The sequence below is a fragment of the Desulfosudis oleivorans Hxd3 genome, from assembly GCF_000018405.1.
GTDB lineage: Bacteria > Desulfobacterota > Desulfobacteria > Desulfobacterales > Desulfosudaceae > Desulfosudis > Desulfosudis oleivorans.
Window position 1 is genome coordinate 335,012 of record NC_009943.1, and the last position, 19,902, is coordinate 354,913.

The 19,902-nt window shown below is 57.5% G+C and carries 20 protein-coding genes; 11 read left to right on the plus strand and 9 right to left on the minus strand.

Features of this window, described 5'->3' with window-relative positions:
- Nucleotides 1-9: 9 nt before the first annotated feature.
- Nucleotides 10-1,179, minus strand: coding sequence for an aminotransferase class I/II-fold pyridoxal phosphate-dependent enzyme (locus DOLE_RS01465; protein WP_041280715.1), 1,170 nt, complete (start codon nt 1,177-1,179; stop codon nt 10-12).
- A gap of 374 nt (nt 1,180-1,553) precedes the next feature.
- Between DOLE_RS01465 and purM the strand changes: the two genes are divergently transcribed.
- Both purM and tsaD read left to right on the plus strand, forming a co-directional pair.
- Nucleotides 1,554-2,594, plus strand: coding sequence for a phosphoribosylformylglycinamidine cyclo-ligase (purM, locus tag DOLE_RS01470; protein WP_012173722.1), 1,041 nt, complete (start codon nt 1,554-1,556; stop codon nt 2,592-2,594).
- Between the two features lie 410 nt (nt 2,595-3,004).
- Entirely contained in the window at nt 3,005-4,015 is a 1,011-nt protein-coding gene (gene tsaD / locus DOLE_RS01475; protein ID WP_041280288.1) for a tRNA (adenosine(37)-N6)-threonylcarbamoyltransferase complex transferase subunit TsaD, read from the plus strand.
- 141 nt (nt 4,016-4,156) lie between these two features.
- Here the strand turns inward: tsaD and DOLE_RS01480 are convergent, their stop codons facing one another.
- From DOLE_RS01480 to DOLE_RS01495, 4 genes are all read right to left on the minus strand, one after another.
- On the minus strand, nt 4,157-4,405 hold the full coding sequence (locus DOLE_RS01480; RefSeq protein ID WP_153304327.1) for a hypothetical protein: 249 nt from the start codon (nt 4,403-4,405) through the stop codon (nt 4,157-4,159).
- Nucleotides 4,406-4,500: 95 nt separating this feature from the next.
- On the minus strand, nt 4,501-5,532 hold the full coding sequence (gene nagZ / locus DOLE_RS01485; protein ID WP_012173724.1) for a beta-N-acetylhexosaminidase: 1,032 nt from the start codon (nt 5,530-5,532) through the stop codon (nt 4,501-4,503).
- A gap of 36 nt (nt 5,533-5,568) precedes the next feature.
- Nucleotides 5,569-6,363 carry a thioesterase family protein gene (locus DOLE_RS16930; protein ID WP_012173725.1) on the minus strand — a complete coding sequence of 265 codons (795 nt, stop codon included), beginning with the start codon at nt 6,361-6,363 and terminating at the stop codon, nt 5,569-5,571.
- A 28-nt stretch (nt 6,364-6,391) separates the two neighbouring features.
- On the minus strand, nt 6,392-7,171 hold the full coding sequence (locus DOLE_RS01495) for an FkbM family methyltransferase (protein ID WP_167320826.1): 780 nt from the start codon (nt 7,169-7,171) through the stop codon (nt 6,392-6,394).
- A 561-nt stretch (nt 7,172-7,732) separates the two neighbouring features.
- Here DOLE_RS01495 and hypB point away from each other — a divergent pair.
- The 4 genes from hypB to DOLE_RS01515 all read left to right on the plus strand — a co-directional run bounded on the left by hypB (nt 7,733) and on the right by DOLE_RS01515 (nt 10,841).
- Complete coding sequence (gene hypB, locus DOLE_RS01500) at nt 7,733-8,401, plus strand: hydrogenase nickel incorporation protein HypB (protein ID WP_012173727.1); 669 nt, start codon at nt 7,733-7,735, stop codon at nt 8,399-8,401.
- Between the two features lie 40 nt (nt 8,402-8,441).
- Nucleotides 8,442-9,290 (plus strand): AmmeMemoRadiSam system protein B, encoded by an 849-nt coding sequence (gene amrB, locus DOLE_RS01505; protein WP_012173728.1) that lies wholly within the window; start codon nt 8,442-8,444, stop codon nt 9,288-9,290.
- Nucleotides 9,291-9,390: 100 nt separating this feature from the next.
- Nucleotides 9,391-10,377, plus strand: a complete 987-nt coding sequence (locus tag DOLE_RS01510) for a 4Fe-4S dicluster domain-containing protein (protein ID WP_012173729.1) — start codon at nt 9,391-9,393, stop codon at nt 10,375-10,377.
- Complete coding sequence (locus tag DOLE_RS01515) at nt 10,377-10,841, plus strand: hypothetical protein (protein ID WP_012173730.1); 465 nt, start codon at nt 10,377-10,379, stop codon at nt 10,839-10,841. Before DOLE_RS01510 ends, DOLE_RS01515 begins: the two co-directional genes overlap by 1 nt.
- A 162-nt stretch (nt 10,842-11,003) precedes the next feature.
- Here the strand turns inward: DOLE_RS01515 and tmcB are convergent, their stop codons facing one another.
- The 4 genes from tmcB to DOLE_RS01535 form a co-directional block, all read right to left on the minus strand.
- Nucleotides 11,004-12,338, minus strand: coding sequence for an electron transfer complex ferredoxin TmcB (gene tmcB, locus DOLE_RS01520; RefSeq protein ID WP_012173731.1), 1,335 nt, complete (start codon nt 12,336-12,338; stop codon nt 11,004-11,006).
- Nucleotides 12,339-12,387: 49 nt separating this feature from the next.
- Complete coding sequence (gene tmcC, locus DOLE_RS01525; RefSeq protein ID WP_012173732.1) at nt 12,388-13,065, minus strand: TmcC family electron transfer complex membrane anchor subunit; 678 nt, start codon at nt 13,063-13,065, stop codon at nt 12,388-12,390.
- Nucleotides 13,066-13,081: 16 nt separating this feature from the next.
- Complete coding sequence (gene tmcD, locus DOLE_RS01530; protein ID WP_012173733.1) at nt 13,082-14,350, minus strand: electron transfer complex subunit TmcD; 1,269 nt, start codon at nt 14,348-14,350, stop codon at nt 13,082-13,084.
- Nucleotides 14,351-14,414: 64 nt separating this feature from the next.
- On the minus strand, nt 14,415-15,092 hold the full coding sequence (locus tag DOLE_RS01535; RefSeq protein WP_012173734.1) for a cytochrome c3 family protein: 678 nt from the start codon (nt 15,090-15,092) through the stop codon (nt 14,415-14,417).
- A 271-nt stretch (nt 15,093-15,363) separates the two neighbouring features.
- On the opposite strand from DOLE_RS01535, the gene rsxC reads away from it, so the two are divergent.
- From rsxC to DOLE_RS01560, 5 genes are read left to right on the plus strand one after another with little or no spacing between them, the layout of a single operon-like run.
- Nucleotides 15,364-16,728: an electron transport complex subunit RsxC gene (rsxC, locus tag DOLE_RS01540; RefSeq protein ID WP_012173735.1), complete on the plus strand. Its 1,365-nt coding sequence runs from the start codon at nt 15,364-15,366 to the stop codon at nt 16,726-16,728.
- A gap of 30 nt (nt 16,729-16,758) precedes the next feature.
- The gene (locus tag DOLE_RS01545; RefSeq protein WP_012173736.1) at nt 16,759-17,772 is read left to right on the plus strand and encodes an RnfABCDGE type electron transport complex subunit D; all 1,014 of its coding nucleotides are present in this window, start codon (nt 16,759-16,761) and stop codon (nt 17,770-17,772) included.
- Nucleotides 17,773-17,816: 44 nt separating this feature from the next.
- A complete protein-coding gene (locus DOLE_RS01550) occupies nt 17,817-18,416 on the plus strand; it encodes an RnfABCDGE type electron transport complex subunit G (RefSeq protein ID WP_012173737.1) in 600 nt (199 codons plus the stop codon).
- Nucleotides 18,417-18,455: 39 nt separating this feature from the next.
- Nucleotides 18,456-19,079, plus strand: a complete 624-nt coding sequence (gene rsxE / locus DOLE_RS01555; protein ID WP_012173738.1) for an electron transport complex subunit RsxE — start codon at nt 18,456-18,458, stop codon at nt 19,077-19,079.
- An 18-nt stretch (nt 19,080-19,097) separates the two neighbouring features.
- Nucleotides 19,098-19,865, plus strand: coding sequence for an electron transport complex protein RnfA (locus DOLE_RS01560; RefSeq protein ID WP_012173739.1), 768 nt, complete (start codon nt 19,098-19,100; stop codon nt 19,863-19,865).
- Nucleotides 19,866-19,902 lie beyond the last annotated feature (37 nt).

The window sequence follows — 19,902 nt, forward strand, 5'->3', positions numbered from 1 at the left end:
TATCAATCCTTACAATATTTTCTTGATGCCCCTTACCGCCTGGTTGGTGCGCATCTCGTTTTCAATCAGGGCGAACCGGACATAGTCGTCCCCGTACTCGCCGAATCCAAGGCCCGGTGACACCGCCACCTGGGCCTCGCGGATCATCATTTTGGAAAACTCCACCGACCCCAGGTGCCGGTGTTTTTCCGGAATTTGGGCCCACACGAACATGGTAGCCTTGGGCTTTTCAATCTCCCATCCCACGCGATTTAAGCCGTTGACCAGGGTGTCCCGGCGGGACCGGTAGGTTTCTCGAATATCGGCCACGCACTGCTGGTCTTCGTTCAGCGCAATGATGGAGGCGATCTGAAGGGGCTGGAAAATGCCGTAATCCAGGTAGCTCTTGATGCGGCGCAGTGCCGCCACGATGTGGGGGTTGCCCACGCAGAACCCCACGCGCCAGCCGGCCATGGAGTAACTTTTGGACAGGGAAAAGAACTCCACGCCCACGTCCCTGGCCCCCTCCACCTGGAGAAAGCTGGGCGCTTCGTATCCGTCAAACACCAGGTCGGCGTAGGCAAAGTCGTGAATGATCATCACGTCGTATTTTTTGGCGTAGGCCACAATTTCCTTGAAAAAGTTCAGGTCGACCACCTCGGTGGTGGGGTTGTGGGGATAGCTGATCACCAGCACTTTGGGCTTGGGCCAGCTCTGCCGGGTGCCGTCAATGAGGTTTTTTAAAAAATCCTGGCCCGGCCCCACGGGAATGCCCCGCACGTTGCCACCGGCGATGATGGTGGCGTAGGGATGAATGGGGTATGTGGGGTTGGGCGTAAACACCAGGTCCCCGGGATTGATGGTCACCAGGATCAGGTGGGAAAATCCCTCCTTTACGCCGATGGTGACAATGGCCTCCTCCTCATGGTCGATGGGCACGTCGTACCGGCGTTTATACCAGTCCGAAATGGCCAGGCGCAGCTTGCGAATGCCCATGGAGGCTGAATACCTATGGTTGTGGGGCTTGCGGGCCGCCTCCACCATCTTTTCGATAATGTGGTTCGGCGTGGGCAGGTCGGGATTGCCCATGCCCAGGTCGATGATGTCCCTGCCCGCCCGGCGCGCCTCCATCTTGATGGCGTTTACCGTAGCAAAAACATAGGGTTGCAGCCGGTCCAGCCGCCCAAATTTTTTTGTCATGTCCATGGCCTGATTTTCCGCCTTCCTTGCAGCGTAAAAGGTTAAACTTTAATAAAATACACAAGGCACAGACACATGTCAAAAATATTCTGGTTTTCATCCATAAATGGCCTTTTTCCGCATTTCTGGATTGGAAACACCACATGGGGTCCTTCATGTTACATATATAGGCACTAATTTGGATTTATTTATGGCCCCGCGGCACCTGTAAAACAGGCGTCGGCCGCCATCGGGCCGCGTGGAAACGGCGGGAATCCGGCGAAATTGGATTTGACTTTCAGCCGGGCCGAAGATAGTATGAGACCCTCTTTTGCAGTGTCTGCATCAGTAGAAGCATTCATGGTTTCAAACCCGACAAGCAGAAGGAAACAGCTATGAGTTCTCTGACCTACGCGGATGCCGGCGTGGATATTGATAAAGCCAACGCGCTTGTGGACAACATCAAGAAAATCGCCAAGCAGACCCGGCGGCAGGGGGTGATGGGCGACATCGGCGGGTTCGGCGGGCTTTTCTCCCTGAACCTGTCGGACCTGAAAAATCCTGTGCTGGTCAGCTCCACCGACGGTGTGGGCACCAAGCTGAAGATCGCCTTTATGGCGGGCCGGCACGATACCGTGGGCATCGACCTTGTGGCCATGTGCGTCAACGATATTGCCGTCCAGGGCGCAAAACCGCTCTTTTTTCTGGACTACATGGCCGTGGGAAAGCTGAATACAGAGATCGCCACCCAGGTGATCACCGGCATCGGAGAGGGATGCAAACAGGCCAAATGCGCCCTGATCGGCGGTGAAACCGCTGAAATGCCGGGTTTTTACAAAGACAACGAGTATGACCTGGCCGGTTTTACCGTGGGCATCGTGGAGAGCGACGCCATTATTGACGGGTCCAACATTCACGTGGGCGACGCCATTATCGGCATCGCTTCCAGCGGGCTGCACAGCAACGGTTTTTCTCTGGTCCGCAAGATATGCTTTGACGTGCTGAAGCTCAAGATTGACGATCATATCGACGATCTGGGCAAAACCCTGGCCGAGGAGCTGTTGACCCCCACTATCATTTATTCGGAGACGGTTCACAGCCTGCTCAAGCTCTTTCCGATTCACGGCATCGCCCATATCACCGGCGGCGGTCTGGCCGAAAACGTGGTCCGGGTGCTGCCCCAGGCCTGCGTGGCCACCATTCGAAAAGGATCATGGGACGTGCCTCCGGTCTTTTCTTTTTTGCAAAAGGCAGGAAAGGTCGAAGACCGCGAGATGACCCGCACCTTTAACAACGGCATCGGCCTGGTGGTGGTGGTGCCCGCGAAAAAAGCCGACGATGCCATGGCAAGCATTCGGGCCGTGGGGGAAAAGCCGTTTCTGATCGGTGAGATCACCCCCAGAAAAGCGGATGAACCCCAGGTGCAACTGGTGTAAAAGATTTTTAAACGTCATTGCGAGCAAAGCGAAGCAATTTTCAACGCCCATGTGTCATTGCGAGCACAGCGAAGCAATCTTGTCCATAAGCGAAAAGATTGCCGCGTCGCTTCGCTCCTCGCAATGACAGGGATGTAGCATATCCGCTTCCTCGCAATGACTTTTGTGCCGGGACAACAGAATATGACCGAAACACCCAGACCCGCCAAACCCGGTTTTCTTGACCGGCTGCGCAAGGCCTTTGCCGACTACCTCAAGGCAGTGGAAAAGGCCCGGCAGAGTTCATCCTGCAAGGGCGGCTGAGGTATCCGTCGCCCGCCGGGCCGGCCGGGTAAATAGTGTTCCTGCAACGGTTTTCTTTTGCTTTTCTTTTTCGATTTCGATCCCGATTTCGACATGGACAACCGGATATGAAATTACCTCGAACCATTCTTGGCATTGAAACATCCTGCGACGAGACCGGGGCCGCTGTTGTGGCGGATGGCCGGCGGGTGCTCTCCTCGGTGGTGTCGTCCCAGGTGGCCCTGCACAGTCCTTACGGCGGTGTGGTGCCGGAACTGGCCTCCCGGAAACACATTGAGCATATTCTGCCGGTGGTTCGCCAGGCACTGGCCGAGGCCGGGCTGAAAACCGGCGACATTGACGCCGTGGCCGCCACCCAGGGACCCGGCCTGGTGGGGGCACTGCTGGTGGGGTTTTCCTTTGCAAAGGCTTTTGCTTATGCCGCGAATGTGCCCATGGTGGGCGTCAACCATCTGAACGGGCACCTGGCCTCCCTGTTTCTGACCGATGACCCGCCGGCCATTCCCTTTGTGGCCCTGCTGGCCTCCGGCGGCCATACCGCCATTTACCATGTGACCGGGCCTGTGACCAGCACCCTCATGGGCCAGACCCGGGACGATGCCGCGGGCGAAGCCTACGACAAGGTGGCCAAGATGATGGGGCTGGGCTATCCCGGCGGCGCGGTCATCGACAACCTGGCCGCCCAGGGAGATCCCGCAAAATATGCATTCACCCGGCCCTACCTGGACAAGGCGGCCTTTGATTTCAGCTTCAGCGGCATCAAAACCGCGGCCCGGCGGTTTATTCAGGAGGCCGGCGACGCCCTGGCCCCTGAATCGCCTCATATTGCCGCCGGGTTCCAGGAGGCGGTGGCCGATGTGTTGTGCTACAAGCTGGTTCACGCGGCAAAGGTGAAAAAGTGCGGGCACATGGCCCTGGTGGGCGGGGTGGCGGCCAACCGCCGCATCGGTGAAAAGCTGCGCCACGCGGCAAAGCAGGAGGGGCTTGTTGTCCATATTCCGCCGCCGGCCTGGTGCGGGGACAACGCGGCCATGATCGGGGCCGCCGGGTTTTTTCAACTGGCCGCCGGAGCAGAGCCGGTGGACCTGTCCGCCGATGTCTATTCCCGGGTGGCTTAGCCGTCACCCGGATGTTTCATGCAATATCCGGGCTCAGTAGTGTCCAAAAACGGTTTTAATCATGGCAGGACAGCCCCCCGGGTTTATCCAAATCGCTATCGGTATCGGTATCGAAATCGAATTGTATCTACGGCGGTGTCCTCAACGATTATTTTTCTTCTCCTGCTTTTCCGTGTACTTTTCTTTGGCGCAAAGAAAAGTACCAAAAGAAACATGCCCTGCAGCTTGGCCTCTGGCTCGCCACGCCACAGGCGTGGCTTCCCTCGCGCAAACGCTTTTTTCAGCGCGGGCAGGAACTCGTTCACCTGCGGTGAACTCAGACAGCCTGCCCGCTTGTTCCTGAAAAAAGCGCCCGCGCTCGGCTGCGCTGCAACGGGCGGGGCTTACCATTGATGTCCTGTCTGGCAGGTTCCTCAGGAGTGCAAATCGGTGTGGAGAAAGGGCTTGCTGTTAAGAAAAGTGTACTGCCCTGAATTTCGTGTTATTCAAATGCGGCAAAGATAACGGGCCTTGGCCCGCAGAATCCGCTCCACTGAGCACAGGGCCTGTTTTCTGTGCGTGTCCGATGTTTCCAGCAGTTCCCTGAAGGACTCAACCGCCTTTTTTCTGTCCGGCCCCTTGTGGCAGACCAGCACCATGTCGATGCCGGCCCGGTCCGCGCATCGCACCACCTGATCCATAACATGGTGGTTGCGAATGGCGCCCATGTCCAGATCGTCGGTCATCACCAGGCCTTCATATCCCAATTTTTCCCGCAGCAGGGTTTTTGCAATAGGTGTCGACATGCTGGCCGGCAGGTCCGGATCCAGGGCGGTGTAGCGGATATGGGAAAGCATGATGCCGGCCACGTCCCGTTCGATGGCCGTCTTAAACGGCACCAGGTCGGTGGTTTCCATTTCTGCGGGATCGGCCGCCAGCCAGGGCTGGTCGATGTGGGAGTCGGCCGTGGTGCGGCCGATGCCGGGAAAGTGCTTGCCCACGGCCATTATGCCGTTTTTCTGCATCTCTTCAATGACCACGCCGCCCAGCCGGGCCACTTCCCGGGGGCCGCCGGCAAAGGCCCGGCCGGCCATGACGCTGTCGGTAACCCCGTCGGCCACGTCCAGCACCGGCGCCATGTTCATATTCACCCCGATGCCGGCCAGCTCGGACGCGGTGATTCGGGCGAAGTGCCGGGCCTGGTCATCCGTGGTGATTGAAGGGTTGCCCTCAAACCGGGTAAAGGGCGGTTTGAGCCGGGCCACTTGTCCCCCTTCCTGGTCGATGGCCACAAACAGGGGCGGCAGGCGGCAGGCCGCGGCATGGGCCTGGGCCGAAGCGCACAGGTCGCGAATCTGATCGGGGTGCTCCAGGTTCACGGCAAACAGAATAATACCCCCCACCTTGAGGGTGTCGATCAGGTATTTGAGGTCGTCGTTGAGGGTTGTTCCCTCAAATCCGGCCACAAGCCGCTGGCCAGCCAGCATGTCATCGGAAAAGCCGGAGAGGGAAAAAGGGCGTTTGTCGGTTGCTGCCATCTGATTTCCTGTAACCGGGCTGTCAGCCCATTTGGATCAGGTATTTTTACGGAACTGGGAAACCTGGCGGGAAACGGCCACCAGCCGATCGTTTTCATCCCATACCTGGCCATCCTCCTCCACGATGCCGTTGTGAATAAAACGGGAACGGAACACGCACCTGAGCCATGGGCTGGAGGGTTTCTGCCGGATATTGACCGACATTTCCAGTGTGGGCACCCAGGCCGTCATGCCGTGGCTGGCCAGCACCGGCGGCGGAAAGGCGTCAGCGGCCAGCAAAAGCGAGAGCATGTCAAAGGGGCGGTCATCCTTGAACCGGATCCACCCTTTCTGTTCAGACCGGTCGGTCAGGGCCCCTGAAGTGAGCCACCCGGTGCAGGCCGGATCCAGCCGCACATCCATCTGCTCAAAAATAGTGTAGCCGGGAACGGCTGGAAATTCCAAGCAATCCTGGCGGGAGGCCAGCACCGGCGGGTCGGCCTCGTAGCGGGTTTCCGGGTCTTCAACAGCGTTGTCGGTCAGGGTGCAGAGGGCAAAGACCTTTGTGTCTCCCTCCTGTTCCAGTGAGGCCTGCCACCGCTCAAACCGGGAGGAGGTCCCAAGCAAATCCACTGCCAGCGAGACCGGTCCGGGAACGCACCGGGACACGAAGTTGGCCGTAAAAATCGTGATCCACTGCTTTTCCGCGTGCTGCAAAACCCCGTTGGCCATCAGGGCCATGAGGTAGCCGCCGTCGGGGTTGCGGTTTACCGACCAGTTGGGCGTCACAGTGGCTGAAAACAGCTGCCGGGCCTGCTGCTCCAGCGCGATGTCCCGGTCAAACGAATACATGATCAATCTCCTTACAGGCAGGGGGCGGTTAAGGCCAGTGCAGACGCCGCTTGATGGATTTGATGTGCCGGGTGATCAGCACATATTTTAACCGGAACAGGGAGGCTTTGACGCTCTGCCCGCGGGTCGGTCGGTAGACATAGTGATACACCGGTGTGCCGGCCCACCGGGAAATCGGCAGGTAGTGGCGTTCGGCAAGATAACGGTCCAGGTCGTTTTTAAGCTCCGGACGGCACACCTCGACAAAGAGGTGGGGATGATGGTGTTCGAGGGTGTGGACGGCGCCCTTGAGCACGGAGAGTTCGTTGCCTTCCACGTCTATTTTGATAAGCAGAATGCGGTCGTGATTATCCACATGCCGGGACACCACCACGTCCAGCGTGTCAACAGCCACGGTGTCGCCCTTCAGCAGGCGGTTTTCCGACGGGGCAGAATCTTCCGGGGATTCCAACCGGGCCAGGCCCATGCTGCCTTCCGAATCCACGGGAAACACCAGCCGGCCTTCGGTTTTTTGCTCCCCCACCGCGCACTCAATCACATGATAATCGGCGACGTTGTTTTCAAGATTATGGTAAAGCGCTTTGTACAGCCTGGCATTGGGTTCAATGCTCACCACCTTTTTCCCGATAAAGGCCCCCATGTAAACCGAGTGGTTGCCGATGTTGGCCCCCACATCAATGCAGACCGCACCGGACCGGTTTTCGTGCCGGGTGATAAAGTCCATGTATTCAAGCAGGTCGATTTCGTAGAACGATTTTTTTTCATCAATGTAGTTGATGATATAGTCTTTCTCATTGGGGCCTTCCATTGAGAAGCGTCTTTTGCCGGTTTTGTGCCGATAGGTAAAATTGACCACAGCAGTCTCCATTATTGAATAAAGTGGCAGCTTTCCGCATACTGTCGAATGTCATAAATGGTTTCTAGCCGGGCCAAGGCGTTCTGTCAAGAAACATGAAATCAACAGGATGTTGATAAAATGTTGATAACAACCACAACTATTCGAAATTAAAAATATAAAAACGAACTATAGTCCGGTTGAAAAACTGCGCCCCGGTGTTTAAAAGGGCCTGTTTTATGTTATGGATCAGTAAAATAGCGGTTTTAACATCAGTGTGTTTATAACTTCTGCTTTTTCGACAGAGCAATTTTTAAAAAGGATATTCCCGAAGATAACATTCAATAAGAGATGCGGTTTCATTTAAATCAAAATCGGGATCGGGATCGAAATCGAAACCCGAAAACCATCATTATCACCAATATTGCCGTGGTAGAAAAAATCTCTTGAACATTCGTGGGCGGGTCATTTAAAGTAGAGACACGCACATAAGATGATGCGCGGTTTCAATATCCCATCAAGCGAGGTTCCGCCATGAAAGAGATCAAGGTTGTCCGCAGGGTTCTGGATGTCAACGAGATGATGGCGGACCAGAACCGCCGCCGGTTTGCCGAGAGCAATGTGTTTGTGCTCAATGTGATGAGTTCGCCGGGCGCGGGCAAGACCACATTGCTGGAAAAGACGCTGGAGCTGTTGATGCCGGACGTGCGGTGCGCCGTTATCGTGGGCGATATCTGCACCACCAACGACGCCGATCGCCTGGCAAAATCAGGCGTTGACGTGGTGCAGGTCAATACCGACGAATTCGGCGGAGACTGCCACCTGGCGGCCCATGTGATCGAAAACGCGGCCGCAAACTTCGACCTGGCCGGCCTGGACCTGCTGATCGTGGAAAACGTGGGTAACCTGGTCTGCCCGGCCGAGTTTGACATCGGCGAGGATGCCCGGGCCGTGGTGCTGGGTGTCACCGAGGGAGAGGACAAACCCCTCAAGTACCCCCTGATGTTCCGTGTGTGCGACGTGGCCCTGCTCAACAAGGTGGATTTGCTGCCCCACCTGGAAATCGATATCGACAGGGCGGAGGCCAATATCCTTCAGGTTCATCCGGACATGCCGGTATTTCGCACCTCCTCCAAAACCGGGGAAGGGCTGGAGCCGTGGCTTCAGTGGATTCGAAAAAAAGTGGCGGCCAAAAAGGGTTGAGCCGCCGAATATTCGAAAAAAAGACCAAGGCGAACACAGCATGGACATTCGGCCCGCAACATATGCCGGAAGCTGGTATCCCGATACCGCGGCGGAGTGCAGGCGCCAGATCAAGGCCTTTCTGGCTGAAAAAACCCTGACGCCTCCGGACAGGGAGCCCTGCGGTGCCATCGTGCCCCATGCCGGATGGATTTATTCCGGCGGCATTGCCTGCCGGGCCCTGGCCCTTTTAAAGGGCAGCCAGGTACCGGACACCATTGTCATTTACGGCCATCACCTCTACCCCAAGTCCTCCCCCCGCATTCTGTCGGAAGGCAGCATGGCCACACCCCTGGGCATGCTGGCCGTGGACGAGGCCCTGGCCGCAAAACTGATGGACCGGTTCACCTTTCAGGCCGAGAGCGTTCACCACTTTGCCCCGGACAATACGATTGAACTTCAACTACCCTTTATCAGGTATCTTTTTGGCGATGTGAAGATCGTGCCCGTGGGGGTGCCGCCCGATGCCATGGCTGTTGAAATCGGCCGGTTCACGGTCCAGGCGGCCCGGGACCTGGGCCTTTCCGTCAAGGTGGTGGGCTCCACCGACCTGACCCATTACGGGGCACACTTCGGCCTTTCCCATTATGGCCTGGGCGAGGCGGCCCACCGGCAGGTGCGGGCCAACGAGGACCGGCGCATCATCGACCGCATGCTGACTTTGGATCCCCACCGGGTGCTGGACGAGGCTCTCTCCAGCCAAAATGCCTGCTGCGCGGGGGCCGTGGCAGCAGCTCTGGCCGCGGGTCTGGAGATGGGCACCGATACGGCCATGCTCACCGAATATGCCACCAGCTACGACAAGAGCCCGGGCGACAGTTTTGTGGGGTATGCCGGGATTCTCTTTTAGATGAACACCATCGCTATCGAAATCGGTATCGGTATCGAAATCGACGAAAAACAGCTGACCTCGATTTTGATAGCGAGTTTAAGCGCAAGGAGGCAGTAACATGCCCGACACCATTTCCAGGCGTAATTTTTTAAAGGCCGGTCTGATCACGGCCGGGGCCGTGGCCGCCTCGGGCACGGGCCTGGCCTCCATGGCGGGGGCTGCTTCCGGTGAGCCCTTGTGCACCCTGCTGGACCTGAGCCGGTGCATCGGCTGCGAAGAGTGCGTGTATGCCTGCCGGGAGGTCAACGGCCACAAGTTCCCGGAGCTCAAGGGCGCCATTCCCGAGATGATTCCCAGGGAAAAGGTAAAGATCGCCGACTGGTCGGCCCCGGAAAAACAGGCCGTTTCCGACCGGCTCACCCCCTACAACTGGCTCTACATTCAGCGGGCCTACGGTGAACACAACGGCGAACCCTTTGAGCTCAACATTCCCCGGCGGTGCATGCACTGCGAGAACCCGCCCTGCTCCAAGCTCTGTCCCTTTGGCGCGGCCTACCAGCAGGACAACGGCATCGTGGCCATCTCCCCGGACATCTGCATGGGCGGGGCCAAGTGCAAGGCGGTCTGTCCCTGGCACATTCCCGAACGCCAGTCCGGGGTGGGGCTTCACCTGAACCTGATGCCCCAGTACGCGGGCAACGGGGTCATGTACAAGTGCGACCGGTGCTTTGACCGGGTGGCCGAAGGTGAGCTGCCCGCCTGCATTGAGGTTTGTCCTGTGGATGTTCAGCAGATCGGGCCGAAAAGCCGGATCATTGAAAAGGCAAGACAGCTGGCAAAGGAGACCAACGGGTTTATCTACGGGCTGGAGGAAAACGGCGGCACCAACACCATTTATGTGTCACCGGTGCCTTTTGATGTGCTAAACGGATCGGTGGAAAAAGGACCGGGCAAACCTCACCTGCAACCGGTGGCCGATGCCATGACCACGCCCAACCGGATGTTTGCGGCCCTGGCCATTGCGCCGGTGGCCGGTATTGTGGCGGCCGTGGCCCGGTTCGGACTGCTGGCCGGCAACAAAGACCATGAAAAGGAGAACATGTGATGATCGGTATAACAGACCGCCTTCTTCTGTGGCTTTACCGGGTGGGGGTCGGCGTGGCGATCTTTACCGGGTTCGGCAACATGCCCCTTTACGGCCGTTACTACGTGGGGAATGTGCCGGGCTTCGGGTGGTCGAGCAACTTCATGGTCAATGTGCAGGTGCATTATGTGGCCGGCGCCGTGCTGGTGGCCCTGGCCGTTTATGCCGCCATTGTTTACACCGGCCTGCGCGTCAGGGGCTTACGCCTGACAACTTCCGGTGTGTTGCGTGTCGTGTTTCTGGTGCTGGCCCTGCTCTCCGGCCTTGTGATGGCGGTAAAAAACCTGCCGGGCGTGTCCGTGGATTTTCCCATGATGCCGGTCCTAAACTTTTTTCACCTGTTTGCGTCCATGATCTTTATGTTCTTTTCCCTGGGGTGTGTGATCACGCGGGCACGGTGGATAAACAGTTCATCTCCCGATTAGTGGTAGTAAAGACTTGCATGCTTTTCAGTGCGGTCGATGGTTTTGAAAGGGGCCCCCTCGACCCCTTGAATCCTGAGCCTCCATTAGACTGGAGAAAGTCCCAATAAAAAAAGCCCCCCCTTTATCAGGAGGGGCTTTTTGTCTTTCATGAAGCGTTTTTGTCTACTCGGCGGGCTCGGGTTTTTCCATCACCTCGTAGATGATCTCGGAGAGGAACTTGGTGTGCATGCCGACCTCGTAGTAGCTGATGATATCCTCCATGCCGCTGTGGCAGTTGTGGCAGGGCGTGATTAAAATTTCAGCTCCGGTGTCGGCGATCTGCTTGGCTTTGACCGAATTGCTGATCACCCGCTTGTTCTTAAAGGGAGGGCCGCAGTTGATCACCCCGCCGCCGGCGTTGCAGCAGTAGTTGTGCTCACGGTTGGGGTGCATCTCGATGAAGTTTTCACATATCTGGTTGACCACGTACCGGGCCTTTTCATGTAGGCCCCGGCCCCGGACCACGTTGCAGGGGTCGTGCAGGGTGACCGATTTTTTGTATTTTTCTTTTATCTTTATTTTACCGGATTTGAGCAGGTCATAGTAAAATTCGATGGCGTGCACAATCGGAATGGGCGGCATTTTCCAGCCGAGCTGCCGGTTGCCCATATCATAGACCGAGCGGAAGGCATGGCCACACTCGCCCATGACGATTTTTTTGACCTTGAGCCGGGCCGCCGCCTCGAAATGGGCCCGTTTGACCCGGCCCATGATCTCGTTGTCGCCGGTGTACATGGCCATGTCGCTGTTGTCCCACCCCGGGGTGGCCGGCATGGTCCAGTCAAGCCCCGCCGTGTTCATGATAATGGCGGCGTTGTAGATCAGGGTGGGCTGGAACTTGGGCTCCGGGCCGATCACGGAGTACATGATCTCGGCACCCTCTTTTTCCAGCGGAATCCGCAGGTTGGGCATCTCTTCGCGACCGTCCTCCTCCTGCCACTGAAGGGTGTCGATCCACTCATCCTCTTTTACCCACATCTGGTTCATGGTGGCGGCATGGCTGTGGGCCGTGGCCTGAATGTACAGGGGGGTAACCCCGCACAGGTGGCAAAAGCGACGGGCCACCAGCATCAGGTAGGCCACGTCGATACCAAAGGGGCAGTACATGGCGCACCGCTTGCAGACGTTACACTCGGTGGAGGCGATCTCCGACATCTCCTTGATGAAATCCGGAGAGACGTTGCCTTTTTTCTTGATGAGTTCCCCAAGGGTCCGCTTCACCTTTCCGGCTGGTGAATACTTGGGATCTTTATCGTTGGACAGGTAGACATGGCAGGCATCCGAACAAAGGCCGCAGTGAACGCAGGTGTCCACGTAGGTGCGAACCTTGGCGCCCATGGCCTTGCCCAGCATTTTGTTATATACGGTTTTAATCCGTTCCGGGGTCAGTCGCCTGGCTCCGGTATCAAGCCCCTCGTCTATTATGACTTTTTTTTCTTTTTCAGCTGTTTCGGCCATCTATATTTCCTCCTTGCATGGGAACAAAAAGCAGTGGTTGTAGGTGTTTTTACCAGTCTTTTGCACACCGTACCCCGCCGAATTCAGAGGCGATGTAGGAACGTGTGAACACGGCAAACAGCATGTGGCTCAGCCGGGTAAAGGGAATGGCCACCAGCATGATCTCTCCGGAAAGAATGTGAAGCAGGATCCATGTGCGGTAGTCCAGCCACTGGTGATAGGCAAAAAAACCGGTGACAAACGGGGCCGCCGTGATCAGCAGCAGAACATAGTCCGACGGGGTGGTCAGGTACTTGACCTCTTTTTGCACGATTCTGCGTACCAGAAAGAAGATGCAGCAGGCGATCACGATTACGGTCATCACATCCACTACCCCCGCCGGCAGGGTGGGCCAGCTCACGCCCCAGGAAAAGGCGATCATCACCACGTGGCCGGCCAGAAAGATCGGCAGCACGAGCAGGCAGATGTGAAAGGCAAAGGTGGCCACGGTCATGACCGGGTGCATGCGCCAGCTGGTGGTGCCAAAGGGGACGATCCAGTGGGCGATGGAGCGCAGGCTGTGATACAGGCTCATGTAGGTAAAGATGAACCGGTCTTTTTTGTTGACCAGGGCAAGCATTTTCCAGAGCCGGTAGATGCTGCCCCCGACAAACAGGATAAAGGCCGCCCACACAAGGGGGCCGCTGACAAAATTGTATATGACGTCAAAGGTATCCGGAGTGTTCATGGTTGTCTCCCTGATCTTATTTTATTTCGGTCACCGGCACCACGCGCCGGAAATACTTTCCGTTTTCCACACACCGGCAGAGCAGTTTCTTTCCGTCCGGAGAAAATACCGGGTCCCACAGGGCGTCAAAGGACCGGCCCCAGGTTTTGCCGTCCAGGGCGATGGTGTATTTGCCGTTGGATGCTACTTTGGCGGCTACCATGCTGGAGTCCGGAGAAAAGACCGGTTTCCAGGCCATGTCAAAGGTGGTGTTCCAGGCTTTTTCGTCCACGGCCACCGTATAGCGTTCGTTTTCTTTTCCCAGGCAGGCCAGGCGTCGGCTGTCCGGGGAGAACACCGCGTCAGTCACCATATCGCCGAAGGTCAGTGCCCACGGTTCGCCGTCGACTGCCATGGTCCACCGGCCGAAGGAGGGGGCCACAATGGCGGCGATTTTCCGGTTGTCCGGGCTGACCATCTGGTGCCACACCTGAATAAACCGCTTGTCCCAGATGAGGTTGCCGTTTTCCGCCAGGGTCCAGCCGCCGTCAGCCATGACCGGGGCCAGTACCGTGCCCTTGACCGGATGAAAAATCGGCTCCCACACGCAGCCGAACACCTTGTCCCAGGGCTTGCCGTTCACCGCAATGGTGTAGTCGTAAAGGTTCAGGCGCACTTCAGCGGCCAGGCGTGTGCCGTCAGCGTTAAAGGCCATGTTCCAGACGCTGGTAAAGTTGCGGTCCCAGGGCTCGCCGTTGACCGCCGCCGTGTAAACCCCTTCCTGAAATTTGAATATCTCGGGTTCGCCGCAGGGTTCGGTTTGCACCGCGGCAGCGCTGTTCTTGCCGTCGGCGCTCAAATGCATGCAGTTCATGTTGCCGTACCGGTTTTCCCAGGCAACCCCGTCCACGGCTATGGCGTACTCGCCATCGGCCTGTGTGGCCGCGGCGATCACACTGCCGTCAGTGGAAAAACGGGTGTCCCACACGTAGTCAAAACTTTCCTCCCAGGATTCGCCGTCCACCACAACGGTCCATGCCATGTCTTCGGAGGCGATCACCGTCAGGCGGCCGTCCGGCGAAAACCGCAGGTACCAGGCCTTTTCGAAATTGGCCTCCCGCTCCCATGCCTCGCCGTTCACGCAGACATTGAACTCCCCTTCGTCCACATTGACGATGGCCGCCACTTTTTCTCCGTCCGGGCTGGCATAGGGCTCTTCCACCCATTTATAATCGGACTGCCACTGATTGATGTCCGATACAAGCTTTTCGCCTGTGTCCCAATCCCACTTTGCTGGATCCGACATACGGCCTCCTTGAACCTGTATTCCTTAATTAATATAAATATTTATGCTTTCAGTAGCCAATTTTTTATTGATGGCACTCGCCGCAGGCCACCGGCCCCACCGCCATGTCCAGGTGACATTTAATGCAGGAGAGGTGGGAGGCGTCCTTTACGGAGGGGGTATCGCCGTCGGCGGTGTCGCCGTGGCACTCAATGCACGCGGTTTCCATTCCCTCGGCGTAATAGAGTTCACCGGTGGCGGGATCATAGTCATGATGGCACAGTTCACAGCCGCCGCTCAAGGCGTCCATGTGAAAATCATGATACGCGTCGTAGAAGCCGGTGGCCGGCATCTCGGGCAGCAGTTTGCGGGCTCCCTTGGGGTGGCATTCGCCGCAGGTCATGGGGCCGGTTGCCTCTCCCTTTTTCACAAGGCCTTTGTGGCAGTCCATGCAGGCCTTGTGCCAGGCGTCCATGGTGGCCCTGGCCGACGCATCCCCCGGCATTTCAATAAAGGTAAACCCGTCCGCCGTGTGGCACACGGTGCAGTCCTGTCCCGAGGGGGCCGCGGTGTGGGTGTCGTGGTAAAAACGCACCACCGGGCGCTCCAGGGGCGCAAACGGCTGCATCGCGTCAATCTGGAGAATGCTTACATCTTCGGCCGCATCGGCACCTGTTGAAAGTCCATAAAGGCCGCCCAGGCAGACACATGCCACCACCACCATCACGCTCAGCATCAATACACGGTTTTTCTTTTTCATCATTACCGGCACCTTTAAAACCAAAATTAATTTTTTAAAAAATATTGCGATATCCTTGTTCTGGAAACTAACCTTTTCATTCAAAGTTATGAGCAGTAGACCAAAACCGGAGCCGTGTCAACCATATTCATTAGGCGCCGGCCAAAAAATAAAAAATCGGGGAAAAAAATATGGACATACCTGTTTTTCAGGTGATATAGAAAACGATTTGGCATGGATTTTATCCTGCCTGTACTCACTCGTTATTATCAGGATGCATTTTTAAGGAGACGGCATGGGGCTGAAATTAGCAGGCTTTGAAGGCAGCGGCACCTTTGCAAAGGGTGTCCACCCGCCGGGCCATAAAAACTTTTCACAGGATGTGCCGATTGAGGTGGTGCCGACCCCGGCAAAGGTTGTGGTGCCGCTGATGCAGAACATCGGCGCGCCCAGCGAATGCGTGGTCAAGGCCAAGCAGGACGTGACGTTCGGTGAGATGATCGCCAAGGCCACCGGGTTTGTGTCGGTGCCGATTCATTCGCCCATCAACGGCAAGGTACAAAAAGTATTAAACGTGACCCTTCCCAACGGACGCCATGTGCCGGCAGTGCCCATCAAGGCCGACGGCGACCAGCTGGAAGGCGCGGCCCTGATGGAAGAGATTCTGGGCGGGGACTGGCCCAAAGACGCGGCGGACAAGCATGACCCCAAGGCCATTTCCGAGGCCATTTCCGCGGCGGGCATCGTGGGGCTCGGCGGTGCCGCCTTTCCCACCCATGTAAAAATCATGCCCAACGACAAGCGGCCCGTGGACGCCCTGCTGATCAACGGCTGCGAATGCGAACCCTTTCTGACACCGGACTACCGGATCATGGTGGAAGCAGCGGACGCCGTGATATGCGGCGCGCTGCTGGCCGGCCGGGCCGTGGGCGCAAAACAGATTGTGGTGGGCATCGAGGCCAACAAGCCCAAGGCCGTGGAGGCCATGACCCGGGCGGCCCAGGGAACCGCCGTAAAGATCGCGGTGCTGAAAACCAAGTATCCCCAGGGCAGTGAAAAACACCTGATCATGGCGGTGATGAAACGAAAAGTACCGCCCGGAAAGCTGCCCCTGGAAGTGGGAGCCGCGGTCAGCAACGTGGGCACGGTGGTGGCCGTGGCCCGGGCCGTGCTCCGGAAAAAGCCCCTGACCCACCGGGTGGTGTGCGTCACCGGCGGCGGCATCGTGCAGCCCAAGAACCTGCTGGTGCCTATCGGCATCAGCTACGGTGAACTGATTGAGTTCTGCGGCGGACTGAGGCCCGAAGCGGCCCGCATCGTCTCCGGCGGCCCCATGATGGGGTTTGCCTTTACCGACATGGAGATGCCGGTCACCAAGGGCGCCAGCGGCGTGACCGTGCTGACCCGGGATGATGTGAAAAAAGCCGAAGAGACCGCCTGTGTCCGTTGCGGCCGGTGCGTGGATGTGTGTCCCCTGAACCTGGTGCCCAGCAAGTTGGCCGTCGCCAGCCGGAATAAGAACCTGGAAGTGGCGGAGCGATACAATATCTTTACCTGCCTGGAGTGCGGCTGCTGCGCCTACACCTGTCCGGCCAGCCTCCCCCTGGTCCAGCTGATCCGTATGGGCAAGGCGGCTATCATGGCCACCAGGAAAAAATAACATCATCACCAGACAAAGATAGAGCAGGTTATGAACGAAAACGCAGACAAGAAAGCAGAAGCCCGGGAGACCACGGCGGGCCCGGTCCTTCAGACGGCCCCGTCTCCCCATCTGTCCAACGAGTCTTTCACCACCCGGCGCATGATGGCCGATGTGCTTATCGCCCTGATTCCGGTGGTGGGCATGGCGGTTTATGTCTTCGGCATGTTTGCCGTCAAGCAGCTCGTTATCTGCCTGGTCAGCTGCCTGGCGGCGGAGGCGATCTTCACCCGCATGCGCAAGCGGCCCATTCCCCTGGGAGACGGGTCGGCGGCCATCACCGGCGTGATTCTGGCCCTGTCCCTGCCCGGACCGGCGCCCTGGTATGTCGGGGTGATCGCGTCTTTTGTGGCCATCGGCATCGGAAAGGTTATTTTCGGGGGCCTGGGCATGAACATTTTTAACCCGGCCATGGTGGGCCGGGCCTTTGTCATGATCGCCTTTGCCGGCGCCATGGCCGCCTCCGGTTACATGACCGCCGGTGGAGCAGTGGACGCCGTATCCCAGGCCACGCCCCTGACCCTGTTTCAGCAGGAAGGGGTGGTGACCCCGCTGTTTAAGCTGTTTATCGGCACCACCAACGGCTCTTTGGGGGAGGGCAGCGCCCTGGCCTGCCTGATCGGCGGCGCCTACCTGTGCATTCGCCGCACCGCCTCCTGGGAGATTCCGGCCGGCGTGATCCTGGCCGTGGTGGTGTGCGCGGTGCTGGTCAGCCTGGCCAACCCCGATTCTGAATGGACTGTTCTGCACCACCTGTTCGGCGGGGCCCTGCTGTTTGGGGCCTTCTATATTGCCACCGACCCGGTGACCAGCCCGCTGACATCCGGCGGCAAGTTTGTCTTCGGCCTGGGGGTCGGCGCCATCATCATGCTGCTGCGGATTTTCAGCGGCTATCCCGAGGGCGTCATGTTTGCGGTACTGCTGATGAACGCCATGACCCCGCTGATCAACCGGTGGATGATTCCCAAGCCTTTTGGAACGGTCAAGGTCGAAGAAGCGGCCTGAAAAATCATAACGTGTCGTTAAACGTAACGCAGGAACAAAAATCTATGAAAAACAATTACATTGTTCAGGCATGGCTGGTGCTGCTGCTGGCGGTTTTTTACGGCGGGGCACTGGCTGGTGTTCAGCTGACCCTTTCTCCGAAGATTCTTGAAAACAAGATCAACGAGACCCGGCAGCAGGTGCCCGGCCTGGTGCTGGGGGCTGACCGGGCCGACGAGGCCATTGAAATGGAGTCCACCACCCTGGCCCTGGAGAAAAATGGCCGGCAGGTGTTTTACGACGTCTACAAGGCCATGCAGAACGGTGAGCCGGCCGGCTGGGTTATCAAGAGTTCCGGCCAGGGATATGCCGATAAGATCGAGCTGCTGGTGGGCGTCAACCCGGATCTGTCCGCCATCACCGGCCTTTTTATTTTAAACCAGAAGGAGACCCCGGGACTGGGCAACAAGATTATTGAGGACGACTGGCGAAATCAGTTTCTTCAGAAAAAGACCGACAAAAGTCTGGCCGTGGTAAAGACCGGGGCCAAGGCGGGAAACGAGATCGACGCCATCACCGGCGCCACCATCTCTTCCCGGGCCGTGTGCACGATTATCAACAGCACGCTGAACGACGTAAAGGGGCAGCTTTCGACAGTTGACTGACAGGTTGCGCCAACTCAATAACATATGAGGATGTAAAGAATGTCGACCGAACCCACACCGATGGAAAGATTTTTACAGGGCATTATTCCGGAAAATCCGGTCTACCGCCAGCTGCTGGGCCTCTGCCCCGTACTGGCGGTCACTGGCAACATGCAGTCGGCCATGACCATGGCCGGGGCCGTTCTTTTCGTGCTTTTCTGTGCCAATGTGATGATCAGCCTGATTCGCAACATTTTAAAACCCCATCTGCGGATTGTTATTTTCACCCTGACCATCGCCACCTTTGTAACCATTGTGGACCGGTTCCTGGCCGCCTACATGTACAACATGAGCAAGGCGCTGGGCCCCTACATCCCGCTGATCATCGTGAACTGCATCATCATCTGCCGGTGCGAGGTGTGCGCCTCCAAACAGTCGGTGTTCCATGCCGGGGCCGATGCCATCGGCCAGTCCCTGGGGTTTGCCCTGGCCCTGGCCAGCATCGCCACCGTTCGGGAGATCCTGGGCACTGGCATGTTTTTCGGTCTTCCCGTGCTGCCGGATGTCTGGCCCGACTGGGTCATCATGGCCCTGCCGCCCGGCGCGTTTTTCACCTTCGGCCTGCTGCTGGGCCTGGTGAACTGGTTTACGGCCAACAGAGCCAAAAAAGAAAAAAACAGCTAACCGAACAGAGGTAAAGCGATGAATTATATTATTGACATCTTCCTGATCGCCATGAGCGCGGCCCTGATCAATAACTTCGTGCTCTATTACTTTGTGGGCATCTGCCCCTTTATCGGCGTGTCCCGCAACATCAGCATGGCTTTCGGCATGGGGTGCGCCGTGACATTTGTCATCACCATCGCGGCCTTTATCAGCTGGGCCATCACCACCTTTGTCCTGATTCCCGGCGCCCCGCTAACCGCTTTTGTCGCCGGGTTCTTTCTGCCCGGGGAGCAGGCGGCGGCCGTGGACCTGACCATCCTGAGCTACATTGTCTATATTTTTGCCATCTCCTCTTCGGTGCAGTTCGTGGAGATGTATGTGCGCAAGTTTTTTCCGCCCCTTTATAAATCTTTTGGCGTGTTTCTGCCCCTGATCACCACCAACTGCGCCATTCTCTTTGCCTGTCTGACCATCATGAGCAACGTGGCTGTGGATAATCCGGCCGAGGCGTGGGATCTGGGCCGGGCACTGGTGCTGGCCATTTTCGGCGGCGTGGGCTTTACCATCGCTATCGTGATCATGGCCGGCATTCGTGAGGAGCTGGACATGTGCGACGTGCCCAAGCCGCTTCAGGGCGCGGCCATCACGCTGGTGACCGCCGGGATTCTGGCCATGGGATTTATGGGATTCACCGGCGTGGATTCAGGCCTGAAAAAGGCACTGAAGCCGGAACCGGCCCAGGAAATGAGCATCAACTTGCAGGATGCGGCGCCGGTTCTGGCCCGGGTGACAATTGAAAACTAGAATGTTTGCCTAAATATATTTAAATGCGAGGATGACT